The organism is Acinetobacter sp. CWB-B33 (assembly GCF_039655955.1).
Lineage (GTDB): Bacteria > Pseudomonadota > Gammaproteobacteria > Pseudomonadales > Moraxellaceae > Acinetobacter > Acinetobacter bouvetii.
Genome location: NZ_JAGFEU010000008.1, coordinates 54,026 through 72,054, shown reverse-complemented (window position 1 = coordinate 72,054; position 18,029 = coordinate 54,026). Strand labels below are relative to the sequence as shown.

Genomic DNA, 18,029 nt, shown 5'->3' with positions numbered 1-18,029 from the left:
ACACTCCAAATTTTTATACACAGTCATTTTTATCCAAGGCAACAGCTGCGCTTGGATCAATTAATCTTTGCCATAGCTTGCAAACGACCTCTCGGGTATCGCGCCAATCCGCAGCATTCACTTGCATTGATTGATTTGCAAGGGCTAAGCGGTGGCTCTCGGCTCGTTCACGAAGGTAAGCTTGAATCAATGCTGTCGCATCGTCACTGGATAAGCAACTTGCTTTTGCGGCGTCTTCAAGGATTCGTACGTTGTCGGAGTAGTGAGCGAGATCTGGATTCGCCCCACTCCATGCTAATACCGCATACTGTGCCATAAATTCAATATCAACGATACCACCTGCATCCTGTTTTAAATGAAAAATCCCGTCTTTTTGCTGTTCTTTAGAAGAGCCCAAATGATCTTTCATTTTTTGACGCATTTTCAGCACTTCTTCGCGCACGCTTTCTTCATTTCTCGGCTGGGTTAAAATCCGGCAGCGCAATTGCTCAAACTTCGCCCGCAGCGATTCTTCTCCCGCAATCGAACGCGCGCGCACCAAAGCCTGATGCTCCCAGACCCAGGCGCTCTTGAACTGATACTGCTCAAACGCTTTCAGGCTGGTGACCAGCACGCCGGCTTCACCGGATGGGCGCAGGCGGGTATCAATTTCATAGACCCGGCCATCTAGCGTTTGCGTGGTCATTAATGACATAAATTTCTGCGCCACACGCATGGCAAATTCAAATCCGCTGATGGGTTTTAAGCCATCGGTATCCGCCTGTTCATCCATAAAGTGAATAAAGACTAAATCCAAGTCTGAGCCATAGCCCAGCTCAATGCCGCCTAATTTCCCATAGCCGGCCACGGCAAAAGCGATATGATCCAGTGAGCAGCGCTGCCCATCAGCATCCAGAGGATAGCCATGTTTTTTTGCGGTAATTTGATAAGCCAGATTCAGCGTGGCGGCCACAGAAACTTCTGCAATATCCGTCAGCGCATCGGAGACTTTCATCAAAGGGCTTTCTGCCAGCACATCGCTGGCCGCCACAGTTAGCACATTGGATTTTTTGAATAAGCGCAACACCCGCATCAAGTCTTCCACATCATCCAATTCAATCCGCAGCAGCTGCTGGCGCAGTGAATCTTCCAAATCCTTACGCTTCGGCAGCTCAAAATCCATGGACAGGAATTCATCCAGCAAGACCGGATAGTGCGTCAACTCTTCACAAATCCACGGGCTGACGGTGGCCATTTTGACTAAACGCTGCAGCGCGCCTTTGCTTTCAATCAGCATCACTAAATACACGGTGCGGCGCATGACCGATTCCACCAACGGCATCAAACGCAGCAAAGCCACTTGCGGATTGTCCGACTGAATCACTGCTTCAACCAAATGCGGCCAAAAGGTTTTTAAGCGCTGTACGGCTTTGGCTGGCAGTTTTTTCAGGGCATGCCCATACCAAAATTCATGGACCAGATTTTTTGCGTTTTCATCCAAAACATCGTTCAGCTGTTTTTCGAGTTGCGTAAAACTTTCAACCAATGGATCGGGTTCTTTTTCTTTAATTAAATGTTCAAACTGATAAATGACTTTGGCGCGCTTTTCATTTAACACCTGCAGGAAATCCTCCCATGAGGCATAGCCCAAGGTATCCAGCATGCGCTGGCGCGGTTCCGCTTCATGCGGCAAAGACTGCGTCTGTTGATCATTCAGCGCTTGAATCGCATGTTCGACACGGCGCAGGAATAAATAGGCATCTTCCAGCTCCAGAACTACATTTGGATCCAGCAGGCCGACCTCACCCAAATGATGCAGATTCACCAGGCATTGACGGTCTTGCAATTCCAGTTTTGATCCGCCGTAAATCAGCTGGAACACCTGAACAATAAACTCCACTTCACGGATGCCGCCCGCCCCGAGCTTAATATCATCTTCAATATTGCGGCGCTGCACTTCCCGCTCAATCATCGCCTTCATTTCGCGCATGGCTTCAAAAGCGGTGTAATCGACATATTTACGGAATACAAATGGACGGGTCATGCCCAGCAGTTCAGCGCCTTCTTTGCCCCCTGTGACAATCCGCGCTTTAATCCACGCATAGCGCTCCCATTCGCGCCCATGCTGGCTCAAATATTTTTCTAAAGCCGCATGGCTGATCGCCAAGGCCGAGCCGTCCCCCCAAGGGCGCAGGCGCATATCCACACGGAACACAAAGCCATCTGCAGTCATGTGGTCTAATAAATAGATGAGCTTTTGCCCCCACAAAATGCAGAACTGCTGCACATCAATGCATTTTCGGCCGTTGGTTTCACCCTGCTCATCAAACGCAAAAATCAAATCAATATCGCTGGACAAGTTCAATTCCTGCGCGCCCAGCTTGCCCATGGCAATGACAATCAAGTCTTGCACTTTGCCGTTATAGCCCATCGGCTCGCCATGTTTAGCAGCTAAAGGCTGGTAAGCGAAAGCTTTCGCTTCACAAATTGAGGCATCCGCAAAATCGGAAAGTTCACGTGTCAGTGTCACCACATCAGTCAGCGCATTGGCATCCTGCCAAATCCAGCGGAACATCAGGCGCGCCCGCAGAATGCGCATTTCGCGCATCCAGGCATTTTCATTCGTAATATTATTTAAAGCCGCTTGGACAAAAGCCTGAATTTGCTCAGTGCTCAAAGGAATTAAAAATTGGTCAACGGCATAATCCTGTTCGATTAAATTGCGGTGTATCCCCAACACTTGCTCGGCATATTGGCTGGCACGCAAGGTCTTCTGCAATTGTTCCACATTCATTTTCAAACCCATAATCCAGTTTTTTTCTAGTTATATCAGCTGAAAACCCATAGCGGAAAAGAATTTAAGATTTTAATCATGAGATTAAGCTGTTTCTTCCGGCTTATCGCCGTGCTGGCTGCTTATTTCCAAAGCATGATGATGGCTCAGCGCAAAAGGGAAAGTGACTTTAAAAAGGGTTCCCGCCCCTTCCTTGGATTCGACCTTAATTTCACCATGATTCATTTCGACAAAGCGCTTGCAAAGAATCAAGCCTAATCCGGTGCCCTTTTCTCCTGCGGTGCCTTTCACACTGACGGTGATTTTAGGATCGAACAGCTGTTCAATCTGAGGCTGCGTCATGCCTAAACCGGTGTCCTGAATAGACAGGCAGACCCCATTTGCAGCCATGCAGGCCCGCAGCGTTACTTTTCCCGTTCCATCCGTATTGGTAAATTTCAGCGCATTGGACACCAAGTTCTGAATAACAGACGTGACCATATTGATATCTGCGTAGATCTTCAAGCCTTCGGGCACGTCATTCAGCAGCTGAATATTTTTCTTGACCGCCAGACTGTTTAAAACATCGCAGACAATTTTCACCGCATGGCTCAATTCAAAATTGATCGGGTGATAGACCAAGCGCCCGCCCTCAGCCATGGCCCAGTTCAGCAGGCTTTCCAGCAAATTATAGGTTGATTGCGCTGTATCGAATAAATAGTCAGCGATATTTTGAATACTGGATTCATCCAAAGTTTCACGCTCTTGCGCCAATACTTCAGAAAACCCCAGCAAGCCATGAAACGGCGCACGCAGATCATGCGCAATAATTTGAAAAAATTTGGTTTTACTGAAATTCAGCGCCGACTGCTGCTCATAAAGCTCTTTCAGTTCAGTATTTTCTGCCCGCAATTTAATGCTGCCAATCAGGCTAAAGACAAACTCCTGCACCACGTTTTTTTGCTTTTCATCAAAAGCGCTGCTCTGCTCATCAAATAATAAAACCTGCCCTATCGGCAGTTCGTCATCTGTCAGGTTAAATGCAAGCAAACGGGTATGGCCTGCGCCCAATCTTTGAATATGCTGAGAAAAGTTTGAATAATTGGGGTGCGCATGATCAATGCAGTCCGCACCTTCAAAATAGGGCTCTAATTGCGCTTGACCACTGGCAAGAAAAGGCTTGCACCCGTCGGCTGAAGAAAACCAGATATACGGCTCATTCTGAAAAACCAAAACAGCATGATCCGCCTGCAGCATGCTTCTCGAAAATTTCAGGAATTCCGCCACACGGTTATCTTTGGTGAATACACCCATCAGTAAAGCCAATCTGCACGCGGCCAACTGTTCCGTCTGTGTGCCAATTTCCAGCAATTGTATCGCCATAGCGCTTCACCTGCGTTTGCGCAAAACGTAAAACCGCCTTTTGCGCTCAACTTTAATTCTTATATTTTATTTTAATTAACAAAATTCAACAAACATCTCAACAACAATAACTGACAAAATTATTCAATTATTTTATAAAAAACAGACAAAATGGCGTAAATCTAAAACAAAAACTTAAATATCAATAATATAAGCAATCCAGAATTTCATAAAAAGAGCCAGGTCTTCCGACAAAAAGATTGTAAGAAAAATGATTCAGTTCACAGTTTCTATAATATGCTTTCAAGCTTCAGGACTGAAATTACAGAATATTATCCATTGCTGGATTCAATGCATTTAGCAGTACTTCATACCAAGCTGTTTGCACTTTTTTGATGCATTTGGCCAACACCAAATGCCATGGGATCACCGCAGCCTGCAGATGCGCCCAAACTAAAAAAGGCGCTTAAAGAATAATCAAAAAACTGCTGTGCAAATCTAAAACTCCTTCTGCCTATCTGAATAAAAGTTCAAGTGTACAGCCTGCATTTTAATGACAACTTTGGTGACTGGCTGGGGCATAAAAAAACGCTGATTTTCCCTGTACAATAATTTATTTCCATGATACCCAACATGTTGCCAGAAATTAGCTTGCTATTTCACCCGCAAAGCCAAACAGAAATTCATGGGGTTTAAGCAAAAAATAAAACGTAAGATTTTGAATAATAACAATTAAAATAAAATAAATACATCAATCAGCATTTCAGCGCATTCATGACGTTTTCCTCCGCCAGACAGCTGCTGCTGCTCGCCAAATTCGAAAAGCAGCTAAATTTCACGTAGAATATTGCCATCGGTGAACAGCATCGATCTATACATTTTCAGCCAGCGGCCAATATGCGATATTGCCGTTTGACTGAGGTGCAGAAAGCACCAATACCTTTAAATGTTTTATTTAAGCAAACCGGTTCTCAGGACTGAGCCAAAAGCTCGGTCCAGACAAAATCAATCAAAGCAAGGGGCTATATATGGCTGGTGGAAAGTCAACAATCATTTACACTTTGACCGATGAGGCGCCACTGTTAGCGACCTATTCTCTGCTGCCGATCATTGAGACCTTTACTAAGCCAGCTGGCGTTGAGATCGTTAAAAGTGACATCTCTGTAGCTGTACGCGTGCTTGCAGAATTTGCAGACTGCCTAAGTGATGAACAGAAGGTACCGGACACGCTTGCAGAGCTTGGCCGTCTCACACAAGATCCAGACACGAATATTATCAAGCTTCCGAACATCAGCGCATCTGTTGGTCAATTGACAGCGTGCATTAAGGAACTTCAGTCTAAAGGCTATGCGCTTCCTGACTATCCGGAAAACCCAACAACTGACGAAGAAAAAGCCATTAAGGCCCGTTACAGCAAATGCCTAGGCTCTGCTGTAAACCCAGTATTGCGTGAAGGCAACTCAGACCGCCGCGCGCCTGCTGCGGTTAAAAACTATGTGAAAAAGCACCCTCACTCAATGAGCGAATGGAAGCAATGGTCACAAACTCACGTTTCACACATGAATGAAGGCGACTTCTACCATGGTGAAAAGTCAATGACTTTGGACCGCGCCCGCAATGTGAAGATGGAATTGATCACCAAGTCTGGTGAAACCATTGTTCTTAAGCCAAAAGTTGCGCTTCAAGACGGCGAAATCATCGACTCAATGTTCATGAGCAAGAAAGCGCTTTGCGATTTCTATGAAAAAGAACTGGATGACTGTAAAGAAGCGGGCATTTTGTTCTCTTTGCACGTGAAAGCAACCATGATGAAAGTTTCACACCCGATCGTTTTCGGCCACTGTGTGAAAATTTACTACAAAGACGCTTTTGAAAAACACGGCAAATTGTTTGATGAGCTTGGCGTAAACGTAAACAACGGCATGGCCGGCCTTTATGAAAAGATCGAAGCTCTGCCGACTTCTGTACGTGAAGAAATCATTGCCGACTTGCACGCTTGCCAAGAGCACCGCCCTGCGCTTGCAATGGTGGATTCAGCAAAAGGCATCACCAACTTCCACTCACCAAACGACGTGATTGTAGATGCTTCTATGCCTGCAATGATCCGCGGCGGCGGTAAAATGTGGGGCGCTGACGGCAAACCTTATGACTGTAAAGCAGTAATGCCTGAGTCAACTTTTGCGCGCATCTACCAAGAAATGATCAATTTCTGCAAATGGAATGGCAACTTTGACCCGCGTACCATGGGTACAGTTCCTAACGTTGGCTTGATGGCGCAAAAAGCTGAAGAATACGGTTCACACGACAAAACTTTCGAAATTCCAGAAGATGGTGTTGCAAACATCGTTGATCTTGAAACCGGCGAAGTATTGATGTCACAAAACGTGGAAGAAGGCGATATCTGGCGCATGTGCCAGGTGAAAGACGCACCGATTCGCGACTGGGTAAAACTGGCTGTAACGCGCGCGCGCAACTCTGGCATGCCTGCAATTTTCTGGCTTGACCCGTACCGCCCGCACGAAAATGAATTGATCAAGAAAGTTGAAAAATACTTGAAAGATCATGACACTGCCGGCTTAGACATTCAAATCATGTCTCAAGTCCGTGCGATGCGTTATACGCTTGAGCGTGTTGCGCGCGGCCTGGATACAATTTCAGTAACCGGCAACATCTTGCGTGACTACCTCACTGACTTGTTCCCGATCATGGAATTGGGCACTTCAGCGAAAATGCTGTCTATCGTTCCGTTAATGGCGGGCGGCGGCATGTACGAAACTGGCGCAGGCGGTTCAGCACCGAAACACGTGCAGCAGCTGGTAGAAGAAAACCACTTGCGTTGGGATTCTTTAGGCGAGTTCATGGCGTTGGCTGTATCTCTAGAAGAAATGGGCATTAAAGAAAACAATGCTCGTGCAAAACTTCTTGCGAAGACACTTGACCAAGCTACCGGCAAGCTTTTAGACAATGACAAGTCTCCTTCACGCCGTACAGGTGAGCTAGACAACCGCGGCAGCCACTACTACCTAGCGAAATACTGGGCAGATGCTTTGGCAGCTCAGGATGAAGATGCAGATCTTAAAGCGAAGTTTGCGCCACTTGCGAAAGCATTGGATGAAAACGAAGACAAGATCGTTGCTGAACTTGCTGCCGTTCAAGGCAAACCAGCGGATATCGGCGGTTACTATGCAGTTGATACAGCAAAAGTAAATGCAGTGATGCGTCCAAGCGCAACGTTAAATGCAGCGCTTGCAGCGGCTCAATAAGTTAATGCTTAGCTAACGTCAGTTAGTGAAATAAAAAACCAGCGCTTCGGCGCTGGTTTTTTTTATGGCAAACCAATAATTTCAGAATTTCTTATTATTCCCGCTCAACAAAATTATAGTTCTAGGTCTTTCCATTGCTTTATATTTGTCATCAGCTTCCTTTAATTCTTTAATAAAATCAGATGCATTTTTCAGCCTATCCTCCAATACCAAGCATAAGAACGCCAATGCAATAAAAGCTAAAGAAATAACAAGAAATCCAAGGTTAATGACAACTTGAATACCAGTAGAATTAATTACAACAAGAAAGAGCATCCCTCCCAAAAAGGCAAAAATAAAATATCCCACCATAAATACATAGCGTCTAGGCGTTGGACTAAGATATAAAAAAGGTTTAATCAATAAATCCTTCGACAAATCGACAGCTTGTCCTTTTTGATAAGAAATATACTGGATACCGTCATCAAATAAAAAAATCATTCGATCAAAATTAATTAAATAATTCTGATGAAGTTCTATAAGTTTATTGACCAAGTTATGGTCTACATTCGGGCTTTTCGCAAGATCTTGCGCTGCTCTATCCAAAACAAGCTGATTTGTTTGCCCACGCTCATAATACTTTTCAAAATATTGGATACTCGAAGCAAGTCTATCTGAAATTTTTTTATGCTTTAGACTCGTTATTTCATGCCTTTTTAGAAATAAAGTAATAATCGCTATTATGATGCCAGCGATAGGTGCAGCAAGCTTCCAATCTATTTCCATTTATTTTCACTAAGCAATTAATTAAGCTAAATCTATGATTTATCACTAGAGTTAAAGAATGTGAAGTACCTTTTATTCAAATAAAATTAAATTATCTATTATTATCAGGCAATAAAAAACCCCAAGTCTTAATAAGCTTGGGGTTTTTCAAGAATCCTAAGATTCTAAATTTTGGTCCCGAGGGTCGGACTCGAACCGACACGTCATCGCTGACAGTGGATTTTGAGTCCACCGCGTCTACCAATTTCACCACCTCGGGAGTGGATGAGGGCTATAATACGCTATTTCACAGCACTGTCAACAACAGATATATGTGTTTGATTACTTTTAAATCAATCAATATTTTTTCGTCTTAAAAGTGAGCAAAAACAGCCGAAAAACTGAAAAACGCATATAATGGGCGCAATTTATTCCCCTACTGTTTTATACATTTCTCATGCAACTTTCTGATTTCAGTTTTGATCTCCCAGATGAGCTGATTGCTCGCTATCCATTAGAAACCCGCAGCGCTTCCCGCCTGCTGCACCTCGATGTTCAAGGCCAGTATCACGATTATCACTTTACCGATATTTTAGACCTGCTGCAGCCGGGTGACCTGCTGGTGCTGAACGACACCAAAGTGATGAAAGCGCGCTTAAAAGGCAAACGCGCTACAGGCGGTGCTGTCGAAGTGCTGGTTGAGCGTATGATGGACAAATTTGTGGCGCACTGCCACATCAAAGCCAGCAACTCGCCGAAAGAAGGCGCCGAACTGTTTATTGGCCCAGACGAAGTGAAAGTGACCGTCAAAGGCCGTCATGAAAATTTATTTATTGTTGAATTTTCACAATCTATTTTAGATGTCCTAGACAAATACGGCGCGCTGCCGATTCCGCCTTACTTCAACCGTGAAGCCGAATCTATTGACACCGAACGCTATCAAACGGTGTTTAATGACCCCACTAAATTAGCCTCAGTCGCGGCGCCAACCGCCAGCCTGCATTTTGATGAAGCGCTGCTGAAAAAATTAGAAGCCAAAGGCATCAACAAAACCTTTGTGACCCTGCATGTCGGCGCAGGCACTTTCCTGCCTGTACGCACTACCGATATTGAAAATCACATCATGCACAGTGAATGGTGCGATGTATCTGATGAATCGATGGCGCTGATCCGCGAAACCAAAGCGCGCGGCAATAAAGTCATTGCTGTCGGCACCACCGCGACCCGCGCCACTGAAAGTGCAGCCCAAGCTAATAGCGGCGAGCTGAAAGGCTGGACCGGCGATACGCAAATTTTCATCTATCCGGGTTATGAGTTTAAAGTGGTTGACCGCTTGATCACCAACTTCCACTTGCCTGAATCCACCCTGCTGATGCTGGTGTCTGCATTGTCAAACCGCGACAATATTTTGAATGCCTATCATCATGCTGTAGACAGCCAATACCGCTTCTTCAGCTATGGCGATGCCATGCTGATTGACAATCTCAACGTGAAATAAACTCAGAGTCTCCCCATGCCGATCGATTCTGTTCAACGCTCCATCCATATACGGCGCAAAAAAAATGCTGTGGTTTTTCAGAATATCGCCCGGCTGTGGGATCTTGGGCGCAAAGCCCATTCACATCAGGATATTTTAGATGGCCTGCATCCATGGAATGCACCGATCACCCTGCGCTTTGAAAATCTGCTTCCGCGGCTTTTAGCGCTCTGCGGCATCATCTGCATAGTGCCGGTATTCTTTCAAGCCTCACACTTTTGGGCGCAGCTGTGTTTTCTTGCCGGGCTGATGATGGTTTTTTGGGCCTATATCAGCTACGAGCAGGATGACCCCATTGAAGAAGTCATTGAATTCTTAGAACGTGAAAGCATTGCCAAGAAGTATCAGCTGCAATTCGGCCGCCAGCCGCAGCATATTTCCATTCCAATGAATCAAGCCCACTTCATGGCGCATTTAAAGAACCTGTTTCCAGTCTTTAATCAGGGCTCAATCTCCAATGACATCAGCAATTACGCCAGTACAGTGTGGGACGATGAGGATGGCTTGCAACATCAGGTGCTGGTATTTCAATACCACTACGTTAATGAAATTAAAGTCCGTGACAAAGATGCCAACGAAGTCCGCTTAAAAGAAGTGCATAAAGACTTATGGGGGGTGTTTGTTTTTGATGTTGAGCATCAGGGCATTGCCGTTACCAGCATAAATACGCCTTTTTATTATCCTTACAGTTTTCCATGGCACAGCAGCGACATTCAAATCAACCAGAAGCTGAAATTCTATGGCAGTGATGAAATGAATACCGCCAAACTGATGAGCCCCGGTTTTGTGCTGCGCGCGGCCGATTTTTTCCAGTCCCGCCAAGGCGACCTGATGTTTCATCCAGTCAGCAAAATCCTGTGCTTTTTAGGCCCGCAGGATTTATTTCAAGTGTCCAGCAAATCATCGAAGATTGAAGATATTTCAGCATTGCGCGGACATTTAAGAACGTTTAAATTAATTGCTTTAGAGAACTTGCAAAAAGATCTGACTATTTTTTTAAAATAAGCTTATAAATTCAGCTTTTCAAAAGAACAGGATCTTTGGGGAAAATAAAATATGGGGCTGATGATCTTTTTTATACTGATTATTGCGGCTGTTTTTGGCTGTATCGTCATCCGCAACAATATTGTGCGCCACCACAATGCCACCATCCGCGCATGGTCCGATGTTGCCAGCTACGAACGTCAAAAAGTCAAAATTCTGGACGGCTTGCAGCCGCTGGTCGAGCAGTACTCCGGTTTTGAACAAGGCACTTTGGAAAAAGTGACTGAACTGCGTCAAAACATTATGAATCTGAACCTGCAAAATGCTGATGTTTCGCAGCTGCAGCACATTGAATCGTTAAATAAAGAATTGATGCGCAGCCTGAATGTCGTGGTAGAAAACTATCCAGAATTAAAGGCCAATGAAATTTATCTGAAAATGATGAATGAAATTGAAGAGCAAAATGAAAATGTCGGCGCGGCAATTACGATTTTCAACCGCAATGTCGAACTGTTCAACAATCATATTCAAGTGTTTCCAAACAATATCGTCAACACCATGACTTTAGGCAAAAAAACAATTCGTCCTTTTAAAGACAATGCCGTAACGCAGAGCTTTGATTATAGGCCAAACTTTTAATTTCAGGCGCAGGGCTTTCCTGCGCCGCGCTATGGATTTTAGGCCATGCCAGAACATACAACATTATTAAAACAAGTATTAATAGAAGAATTTCAGCAGCTTTATCAGCACTATAAAAATGATGATATTTATGCCTGCGCCTTGGTCTTTAATGAATATTTGCAAATTGACTATTTAGCCATTTCCACTCAGCGCAGCATTTATGCAGAGCATGAAGACCGCGCCCAGTATTTATCTGAACTGGAGCGCTGGAATATCCGCAAGTGGCGCAGCAGATTGCGCCCTGCGCAAAGCTCCGCCTTGCACAGCTTTCGGGATATTCTGGCTGGAAGCGCAGCATCTCAGCACAGTTTCAGCACCCCCATGCAGCAGGCAGCGTCCGGTCAGTCCAGCAGCAATCTGCAAACGCTGCTGGATGCCTTTAAGCAGGCCAAAGAAGCGCTGGTCACTTTACATGGCCAAGATCTGCATCAGATTTTATTTTTTATCGGCCTGCCCTCTCAGCCTGAGCTAGAAATTCAGTCCGCGCTGTATCTCAATCCGCCCAGCGGCGGGCTGCAGTCCTTTTTGCATGACCGCACGCCAAAGCAGCAGGCCATTCAGCATTCAAACCGCTTTAAGCTTTCGCAGGCCGATAAAGACCTGCTGATTGATTTAGCACAGCTGGCGAAAGTGGAGCCTTATAACGAGCTTCAGGTCGCCCACGCAGCGTATCTGCTGACGCTTGAGTCCAATTTTATGGATACCAATGCCTATATTCAAAAACTGGTGCAGACCATTGCAGCAATGGCAACCGGCAGCAAAGACAGCTGCGCCATGCAAAAAGATGAAATCTTAACGCGCATCAATCAGTTTTATCATTCTTCCAATTTCACCGCGCAGCCCGCCAGCTGAAAGCGCTTCCGCGGCCTTGCGCAAATGTGAATGCAAATCCATGAGAAATTTACAGCCTCAGTACGCTCTGACGCTGGCGTTTAGCAGCGGAATCAAGGAAAATAGCGTACTTTTAGCACTAATGATCAGCGAACTGTTTTTTCGCCTTGATTTGGAACCTGTATGAAGTTTGAAAAATTAGGTCAGTCTGGACGCGCGCGCCGCGGCCGTCTTACCCTTGCACATGGTGTGGTGGAAACGCCTGTGTTTATGCCCGTCGGGACTTACGGCACGGTAAAAGGCATGCTCCCGCGCGATATTGAAGAAATTAAAGCGCAAATTATTTTAGGCAACACTTTCCATCTTTACTTGCGCCCAGGCCTGGAAGTCATTCAGGAACACGGCGGCCTGCATGAATTCATGAAATGGGATAAGCCGATTTTGACCGATTCAGGCGGCTTCCAGGTCTTCAGCCTTGGCGCAATGCGTAAAATCAAAGAAGAAGGCGTGACCTTCCGCTCACCGATTGACGGCTCTAAAGTATTTTTATCTCCTGAAATTTCAATGGACATTCAAAAAACATTGAATTCAGATATCGTGATGATTTTTGATGAATGCACGCCTTACCCTGCAACGCATGAAGAAGCGCAAAAATCGCTTCAGCTGTCGTTGCGCTGGGCAAAACGCTGCAAAACTCATCACCATGATGAAATCAACAATACCAATGCTTTATTCGGCATCATTCAAGGCGGCATGTACGAAGACCTGCGCGATGAGTCTCTGAATGGCCTGCTGGACATTGGCTTTGACGGATATGCCATTGGCGGCCTGTCTGTGGGCGAGCCGAAAGAAGAAATGATCAAAGTGCTGGACTATCTTCCTGTGAAAATGCCTGAAGATAAGCCGCGTTACCTGATGGGCGTCGGCAAGCCTGAAGATATTGTGGAAGGCATCCGCCGCGGTGTCGATATGTTTGACTGCGTGATGCCGTCACGCAACGCACGCAACGGCCACTATTTTGTGACAGACGGTTTAGTGCGCATCCGCAATGCCAAATACCGCCACGACCAAAGTCCGCTGGATGCTGATTGCGACTGCTACACCTGTACAAATTTCACCCGCGCCTATCTGTTCCATTTAGAAAAATGCGGTGAAATGCTGGGCTCAATGCTGGGCACCATCCATAACCTGCGCTATTACCAGCGTTTTACCCAAGATATCCGTGATGCTCTGGACAATGGCACATTTGATGAATTTGTTCAGAACTTTTATGCCCGCCGCGGCTTAGAAGTGCCGCCTTGTCCGCAAGATTAATCTTTCAGCATTTGCGCTGAGGAAAAAGACAAGGTAAATTGCAGAACAAGCCAATTTATTATCATGTTATTGATATACCGTTTTATTAGTTTAGGAAATTGAAATGAGCCTTTTTATTTCTACTGCACATGCAGCAGGTGAAGCAGCGCAACAGCCAAGTATGATGGCCAACATCTTAATGATTGCTGTGTTTGTTGCAATCTTCTACTTCTTGATCTGGCGTCCGCAATCTAAGCGCGCAAAAGAACACCGCGCGCTGGTTGAAAGCCTGGGCGTCGGCAGTGAAGTTGTATTTGCCGGCGGTTTAATGGGCAAAATCATTAAACTTGAAGGCGATTTTGCTGTCGTTGAACTGAGCCGCGGCGTAGAAGTAAAAATTCAGCGCGCAAGTGTGATTTCAGTTCTACCTGAAGGCACGTTAAACAACCTTTAATCAAAAAAACAGTCGTGCATCCGCACGGCTTTTTTCATTTTAAGAAGAAAACAAATGCGTTACCCAGCATGGAAATATCTGCTGATCCTAGTCGTTTTAGTGGTCAGCACATTATATGCCCTGCCAAGTTTGTATCCAGATGAACCAGCTGTTCAAATTTCGGGTGCCAAAGCCGGTACTCAAATTGATCAGAGCATCGTGCAAAAAGCAGAGCAGATTTTAAAAAGTGAAAACATTGCCACACACGACAACAGCTTCACCAATAATGCAGCCTTATTGCGCGTAGATTCAAGCGAAGCACAATTAAAAGCAAAAGACGCTTTGCGGCGCGACTTGGGTGACCAATACGTTGTCGCATTAAACCTTGCGCCAACCACGCCTGAATGGCTGCAGAAAATTGGCGCTAAGCCGATGAAGCTCGGCTTGGACTTGCGCGGCGGTGTTCACTTCTTGCTTGAAGTGGATATGGATAAAGCCATTTCACAGCGTATGGAAACATCTGCTGCAGACTTGCGCCGCCAGCTGCGTGACAGCAACCTGAAATTCAACAGCCTATCGCTCAGCAATAACGCGATTACCCTTCAGTTCGCCAATAATGATGACCGCTCAGCAGTGATGGACTTCCTGCGCCGAAACGGCAATGAGTATACGCAGCAGGCGATTGCAACCGACAGCGGTTCAACGCTGCGCTTGACCTATACTGACGCCCGCAAGCAGGAAATTCAGTCCTATGCAGTCAACCAGAACTTAACCACACTGCGCAACCGTATTAACGAGTTGGGCGTAGCGGAAGCTTTGGTTCAAACGCAGGGCAGCAACCGCATTGTGGTGGAGCTTCCAGGTGTTCAGGATACAGCTGAAGCAAAACGTGTCCTTGGCCGTACTGCAAACCTTGAATTCCGCTTAGTCTCCGACTTGAATGATCAATATATTGACCCATACACCGGTCAGATAAAAGGTTCATTGCCGCCAGGCACAGAAGCTTTTGCCTATGAATCTTTAGACAGCGGCCGTCAGCTGCTGCTGGAGCGCAACCGTATTTTAACGGGTGAGCGTGTTCAAAATGCATCATCGGGCTTTAGCCAGGATTCAGGCGGCGCTGAAGTAAACATTACGCTGGATACTGCTGGCGGCAAGCTAATGTCAGAAGCAACCCGCAATTCTGTCGGCAAACGCATGGCTGTGCTGTTTATTGAAAACAAGCAAAAGATCAGCTATGTTCAAGACCCTAAGACGGGCGCGCAGACTGAAGTCCGTACCCCTTATACTGAATCTGTCGTCATTAATGCGGCAACCATTCAAGCCGTATTAGGTTCACAATTCCGCATTACCGGCCTGTCTTCTCCGCAGGAAGCGTCAGAGCTTGCCTTGATGCTGCGTGCAGGTGCACTGGCTGCGCCAATGTACTTTGTTGAAGAACGCGTGATTGGCCCAAGCCTGGGTCAAGAGAACATTGATAAAGGTGTTCTTTCAGTTGAAGTCGGCTTTATCTTAGTTGCAATCTGGATGGTGGTGTTCTTCCGCCTATTTGGCTTAATCGCCAACTTTGCCCTCGTGTTCAACTTGGCAATGATTTTAACCTTCATGTCTTGGATTGGCGCTTCCCTCACCCTGCCGGGTATTGCGGGTATCGTGATTACCATTGGTATGGCGGTCGATGCCAACGTGCTGATCTGTGAGCGGATACGGGAAGAAATGAAATGGGGCGCCTCGCCCAAGCAGGCCATTGTGGCGGGCTATGACCGGGCCTACAACACCATTCTCGACTCCAACTTAACCACATTCTTGGTGGCGTTTATTCTGTTTGCCATTGGCACAGGCCCGATTAAAGGCTTCGCTGTCACTTTGATGATTGGTATTGTCTGCTCGATGTTTACTGCCATTACAGTAACCCGCGCAATTGTCCAGCTCATTTACGGCAAAAAACGCAACCTGCATAAGTTGAGCATTTAAGGAGATCGATGATGACTGAAAATACTCAACTGAAATCGAAGCAATACGGCCGACCAGATAATGAACGTGTTATTCCGTTTATGAAGATTGCATTGCCTGCGGCAGTGATTTCTATCCTCTTAACGGTTGCCAGCATTTTCTTTATTGCCACCAAAGGTCTAAACCTTGGTCTAGACTTTACCGGCGGTGTTTCTGCAGAGCTGAACTACAGCCAGCCCGTAAAAGCCGCGGATGTCTCCGAAGCCTTAGCAAAAGCAGGCTTTAAAGACTCTGTGGTGCAGACTTTAGGCTCTAACCGCGACTTGATGGTGCGTATGCCCGTCCAGGAAACGGCTGAAGCTGCGGACTTAACCAAAGAAATCACCACGGCAGCGCAATTGCCGGGCAACAAAGCTGAAGTGCATAAAGTTGATGTCGTCGGCGGACAAGTCGGCAACGAACTGTACATCCGCTCGGGCGGCGCTGTGGCATTGGCCATGCTGCTGATGCTGGTTTATGTCACAATCCGCTTTGAATTCAAGCTGGCGCTGGGCGCAGTGCTTTCCCTGCTGCATGACGTGATTGTCACTGTCGGTGTGTTTGCGATGATGCAGTGGCCGTTTGACTTAACCGTGCTAGCGGCGATTTTGGCGCTGCTCGGCTTCTCATTGAACGACAACATTGTTGTTTCTGACCGTATCCGTGAAAACTTCCGGAAAATCCGCGGTGCAGAGCCTTTGGAAATCGTCAACATTGCCTTAACCGAGACGTTGCGCCGTACGATTCATACGTCGGCGACCCTGCTGCTTGTGGTATTAGCCATGATGTTCCTGGGCGGCGAAGGCCTGCACTGGTTCTCAGTGGCAATGTTTATCGGCGTCTTTGTCGGCACCTATTCTTCGATTTATATCGGGACGGCCTTTGCCTTATGGCGCGGCTTAAACCGTCAGGACTTCATTGTACAAGTGAAGCCTGAGTTTGAAGAAGAAAATGAAATTCCACGCTGATTGCTAAATCATAAAAAAACCCATCTTCGGATGGGTTTTTTTATGGCTTTATGGATGCTGTATCAGCTGGATTTCAGGAAAAGTAAAACCTCTGCAGGATAATTCTGAACGCCATGCAACCGTCAGCATAAGGTGAGGCAGCTGAAAATTTTGATAGGCGAATGTGCCAAGGCTGGAATGGCTGCACACGCCCCCATTCTGATCGGGATGAACTTGTGTATCCAATTCATTCAAATTCATGCGGATGCCCAAACCTGACGCTTTGAGCACCGCTTCTTTCGCCGTCCACACTTTAAACCAATAGTCCGATGGATCTTCTAAACTTTCCCAGAGCGCTAATTCACGCGGATGAAACGCATGGCGCGCTAAAGCCTCAAAACGCACTTTCCGGGCCAAATCCTCCACATCAACACCGATATCCTGCAGGCTGGCGCTGAGCGCTAAAGCATAATTCTGCTGGCTGTGCGAATGATTAAATGCAATTTCAGGCAGGCTTTTAAGATAAGGCTTGCCAAATTCGGTGATCCCCAAATCAGCATCCTGTATCGGCTGCCGGCTAAATGCACTTAAATGCTGATTGCGCTGACGGTAAATCTGCTGCTTTTTATACGTTTGGTAGGCGCGCATATCCGGAAAATCATCACGCGGCAAAGGCGCGAGCTGAGCCAGAGCATGCACATGCACTTGAATATTTTTAGGCTTGCTCATTATGTACTCAGCTCGGTGTTCATGGCTTTTTAGAACTTAACAATATCGCCTTTCAGCGCAACCCCGGCAATAGCCGTCCCTTTGGCGCATTGGTAAGTCGTGGTGCTGCGGGTTTCATTTGACTTATAGAAGCTCACCAGATTGGTCACAGCATTTGCGCCCTTGGCTTTTGCGGTATTTTGGAATTGAATCAGCGCTGAACGCAGCACATGATCACATGCGCTTTCGGCAGATTTGGCAAAACCATTGGTTTTTTTATTGGTCACTAAGCCCTTTTCAATCACCTTGCCGCCTGACTTGGTGCCCGCCAAATAAAACTTCACTGAACCATCCAGTGTTCCGTCCGCCACAGCGCGGTCCACAGCTTCTTTAAAATTAAAGTCGTGCATGGTATCTGCCGCATGTCCTGCAGCCATTCCGCTCAAAGTCAGCACCGCTGCTGCGCAAATATTTTTCAATAACATTATTATACCCTCGTCTA

The 18,029-nt window shown here is 46.3% G+C and carries 14 protein-coding genes and 1 tRNA gene; 9 read left to right on the top strand and 6 right to left on the bottom strand.

Annotated features, from left to right (window positions below; all coding sequences use genetic code 11):
* Positions 1-13: 13 nt before the first annotated feature.
* Positions 14-2,773 (bottom strand): bifunctional [glutamate--ammonia ligase]-adenylyl-L-tyrosine phosphorylase/[glutamate--ammonia-ligase] adenylyltransferase, encoded by a 2,760-nt coding sequence (glnE, locus tag JZ784_RS16665; RefSeq protein ID WP_346315665.1) that lies wholly within the window; start codon positions 2,771-2,773, stop codon positions 14-16.
* Between the two features lie 84 nt (positions 2,774-2,857).
* Complete coding sequence (locus JZ784_RS16660) at positions 2,858-4,135, bottom strand: HAMP domain-containing sensor histidine kinase (protein ID WP_346315664.1); 1,278 nt, start codon at positions 4,133-4,135, stop codon at positions 2,858-2,860.
* A gap of 1,007 nt (positions 4,136-5,142) precedes the next feature.
* On the opposite strand from JZ784_RS16660, the gene JZ784_RS16655 reads away from it, so the two are divergent.
* Positions 5,143-7,377, top strand: a complete 2,235-nt coding sequence (locus JZ784_RS16655; protein ID WP_346315663.1) for an NADP-dependent isocitrate dehydrogenase — start codon at positions 5,143-5,145, stop codon at positions 7,375-7,377.
* An 81-nt stretch (positions 7,378-7,458) separates the two neighbouring features.
* Here the strand turns inward: JZ784_RS16655 and JZ784_RS16650 are convergent, their stop codons facing one another.
* Positions 7,459-8,142 carry a hypothetical protein gene (locus tag JZ784_RS16650; protein ID WP_346315662.1) on the bottom strand — a complete coding sequence of 228 codons (684 nt, stop codon included), beginning with the start codon at positions 8,140-8,142 and terminating at the stop codon, positions 7,459-7,461.
* 172 nt (positions 8,143-8,314) lie between these two features.
* Positions 8,315-8,401 (bottom strand) — tRNA-Leu (locus JZ784_RS16645).
* 177 nt (positions 8,402-8,578) lie between these two features.
* On the opposite strand from JZ784_RS16645, the gene queA reads away from it, so the two are divergent.
* The 8 genes from queA (at position 8,579) to secF (ending at position 16,840) form a co-directional block, all read left to right on the top strand.
* A complete protein-coding gene (queA, locus tag JZ784_RS16640; RefSeq protein WP_346315661.1) occupies positions 8,579-9,619 on the top strand; it encodes a tRNA preQ1(34) S-adenosylmethionine ribosyltransferase-isomerase QueA in 1,041 nt (346 codons plus the stop codon).
* Between the two features lie 15 nt (positions 9,620-9,634).
* Complete coding sequence (locus tag JZ784_RS16635) at positions 9,635-10,663, top strand: hypothetical protein (RefSeq protein ID WP_346315660.1); 1,029 nt, start codon at positions 9,635-9,637, stop codon at positions 10,661-10,663.
* 51 nt (positions 10,664-10,714) lie between these two features.
* Positions 10,715-11,281: a LemA family protein gene (locus JZ784_RS16630; protein ID WP_130146235.1), complete on the top strand. Its 567-nt coding sequence runs from the start codon at positions 10,715-10,717 to the stop codon at positions 11,279-11,281.
* A gap of 45 nt (positions 11,282-11,326) precedes the next feature.
* A complete protein-coding gene (locus JZ784_RS16625; protein ID WP_346315659.1) occupies positions 11,327-12,175 on the top strand; it encodes a DUF4303 domain-containing protein in 849 nt (282 codons plus the stop codon).
* Between the two features lie 162 nt (positions 12,176-12,337).
* On the top strand, positions 12,338-13,468 hold the full coding sequence (gene tgt, locus JZ784_RS16620; RefSeq protein WP_005012625.1) for a tRNA guanosine(34) transglycosylase Tgt: 1,131 nt from the start codon (positions 12,338-12,340) through the stop codon (positions 13,466-13,468).
* Between the two features lie 103 nt (positions 13,469-13,571).
* Complete coding sequence (gene yajC, locus JZ784_RS16615) at positions 13,572-13,901, top strand: preprotein translocase subunit YajC (protein WP_005012622.1); 330 nt, start codon at positions 13,572-13,574, stop codon at positions 13,899-13,901.
* A 54-nt stretch (positions 13,902-13,955) separates the two neighbouring features.
* A complete protein-coding gene (secD, locus tag JZ784_RS16610) occupies positions 13,956-15,854 on the top strand; it encodes a protein translocase subunit SecD (protein WP_005012621.1) in 1,899 nt (632 codons plus the stop codon).
* 8 nt (positions 15,855-15,862) lie between these two features.
* The gene (gene secF / locus JZ784_RS16605; protein ID WP_171065536.1) at positions 15,863-16,840 is read left to right on the top strand and encodes a protein translocase subunit SecF; all 978 of its coding nucleotides are present in this window, start codon (positions 15,863-15,865) and stop codon (positions 16,838-16,840) included.
* 48 nt (positions 16,841-16,888) lie between these two features.
* Here the strand turns inward: secF and JZ784_RS16600 are convergent, their stop codons facing one another.
* Together JZ784_RS16600 and JZ784_RS16595 are read right to left on the bottom strand one after the other, a co-directional pair.
* Entirely contained in the window at positions 16,889-17,548 is a 660-nt protein-coding gene (locus tag JZ784_RS16600; RefSeq protein ID WP_346315658.1) for a 4'-phosphopantetheinyl transferase superfamily protein, read from the bottom strand.
* A gap of 29 nt (positions 17,549-17,577) precedes the next feature.
* Positions 17,578-18,012 (bottom strand): excinuclease, encoded by a 435-nt coding sequence (locus JZ784_RS16595; protein WP_346315657.1) that lies wholly within the window; start codon positions 18,010-18,012, stop codon positions 17,578-17,580.
* Between the last annotated feature and the right edge of the window lie 17 nt (positions 18,013-18,029).

Excerpts from the sequence above, each read along its gene's own strand:
- tgt (WP_005012625.1), top strand. The coding sequence starts at position 12,338 with ATGAAGTTTGAAAAATTAGGTCAGTCTGGACGCGCGCGCCGCGGCCGT.
- JZ784_RS16635 (WP_346315660.1), top strand. The coding sequence starts at position 9,635 with ATGCCGATCGATTCTGTTCAACGCTCCATCCATATACGGCGCAAAAAA.
- JZ784_RS16655 (WP_346315663.1), top strand. The coding sequence starts at position 5,143 with ATGGCTGGTGGAAAGTCAACAATCATTTACACTTTGACCGATGAGGCG.
- glnE (WP_346315665.1), bottom strand. The coding sequence starts at position 2,773 with ATGAATGTGGAACAATTGCAGAAGACCTTGCGTGCCAGCCAATATGCC.
- JZ784_RS16600 (WP_346315658.1), bottom strand. The coding sequence starts at position 17,548 with ATGAGCAAGCCTAAAAATATTCAAGTGCATGTGCATGCTCTGGCTCAG.
- yajC (WP_005012622.1), top strand. The coding sequence starts at position 13,572 with ATGAGCCTTTTTATTTCTACTGCACATGCAGCAGGTGAAGCAGCGCAA.
- secF (WP_171065536.1), top strand. The coding sequence starts at position 15,863 with ATGATGACTGAAAATACTCAACTGAAATCGAAGCAATACGGCCGACCA.
- JZ784_RS16630 (WP_130146235.1), top strand. The coding sequence starts at position 10,715 with ATGGGGCTGATGATCTTTTTTATACTGATTATTGCGGCTGTTTTTGGC.
- JZ784_RS16625 (WP_346315659.1), top strand. The coding sequence starts at position 11,327 with ATGCCAGAACATACAACATTATTAAAACAAGTATTAATAGAAGAATTT.
- queA (WP_346315661.1), top strand. The coding sequence starts at position 8,579 with ATGCAACTTTCTGATTTCAGTTTTGATCTCCCAGATGAGCTGATTGCT.
- JZ784_RS16650 (WP_346315662.1), bottom strand. The coding sequence starts at position 8,142 with ATGGAAATAGATTGGAAGCTTGCTGCACCTATCGCTGGCATCATAATA.
- JZ784_RS16660 (WP_346315664.1), bottom strand. The coding sequence starts at position 4,135 with ATGGCGATACAATTGCTGGAAATTGGCACACAGACGGAACAGTTGGCC.
- JZ784_RS16595 (WP_346315657.1), bottom strand. The coding sequence starts at position 18,012 with ATGTTATTGAAAAATATTTGCGCAGCAGCGGTGCTGACTTTGAGCGGA.
- secD (WP_005012621.1), top strand. The coding sequence starts at position 13,956 with ATGCGTTACCCAGCATGGAAATATCTGCTGATCCTAGTCGTTTTAGTG.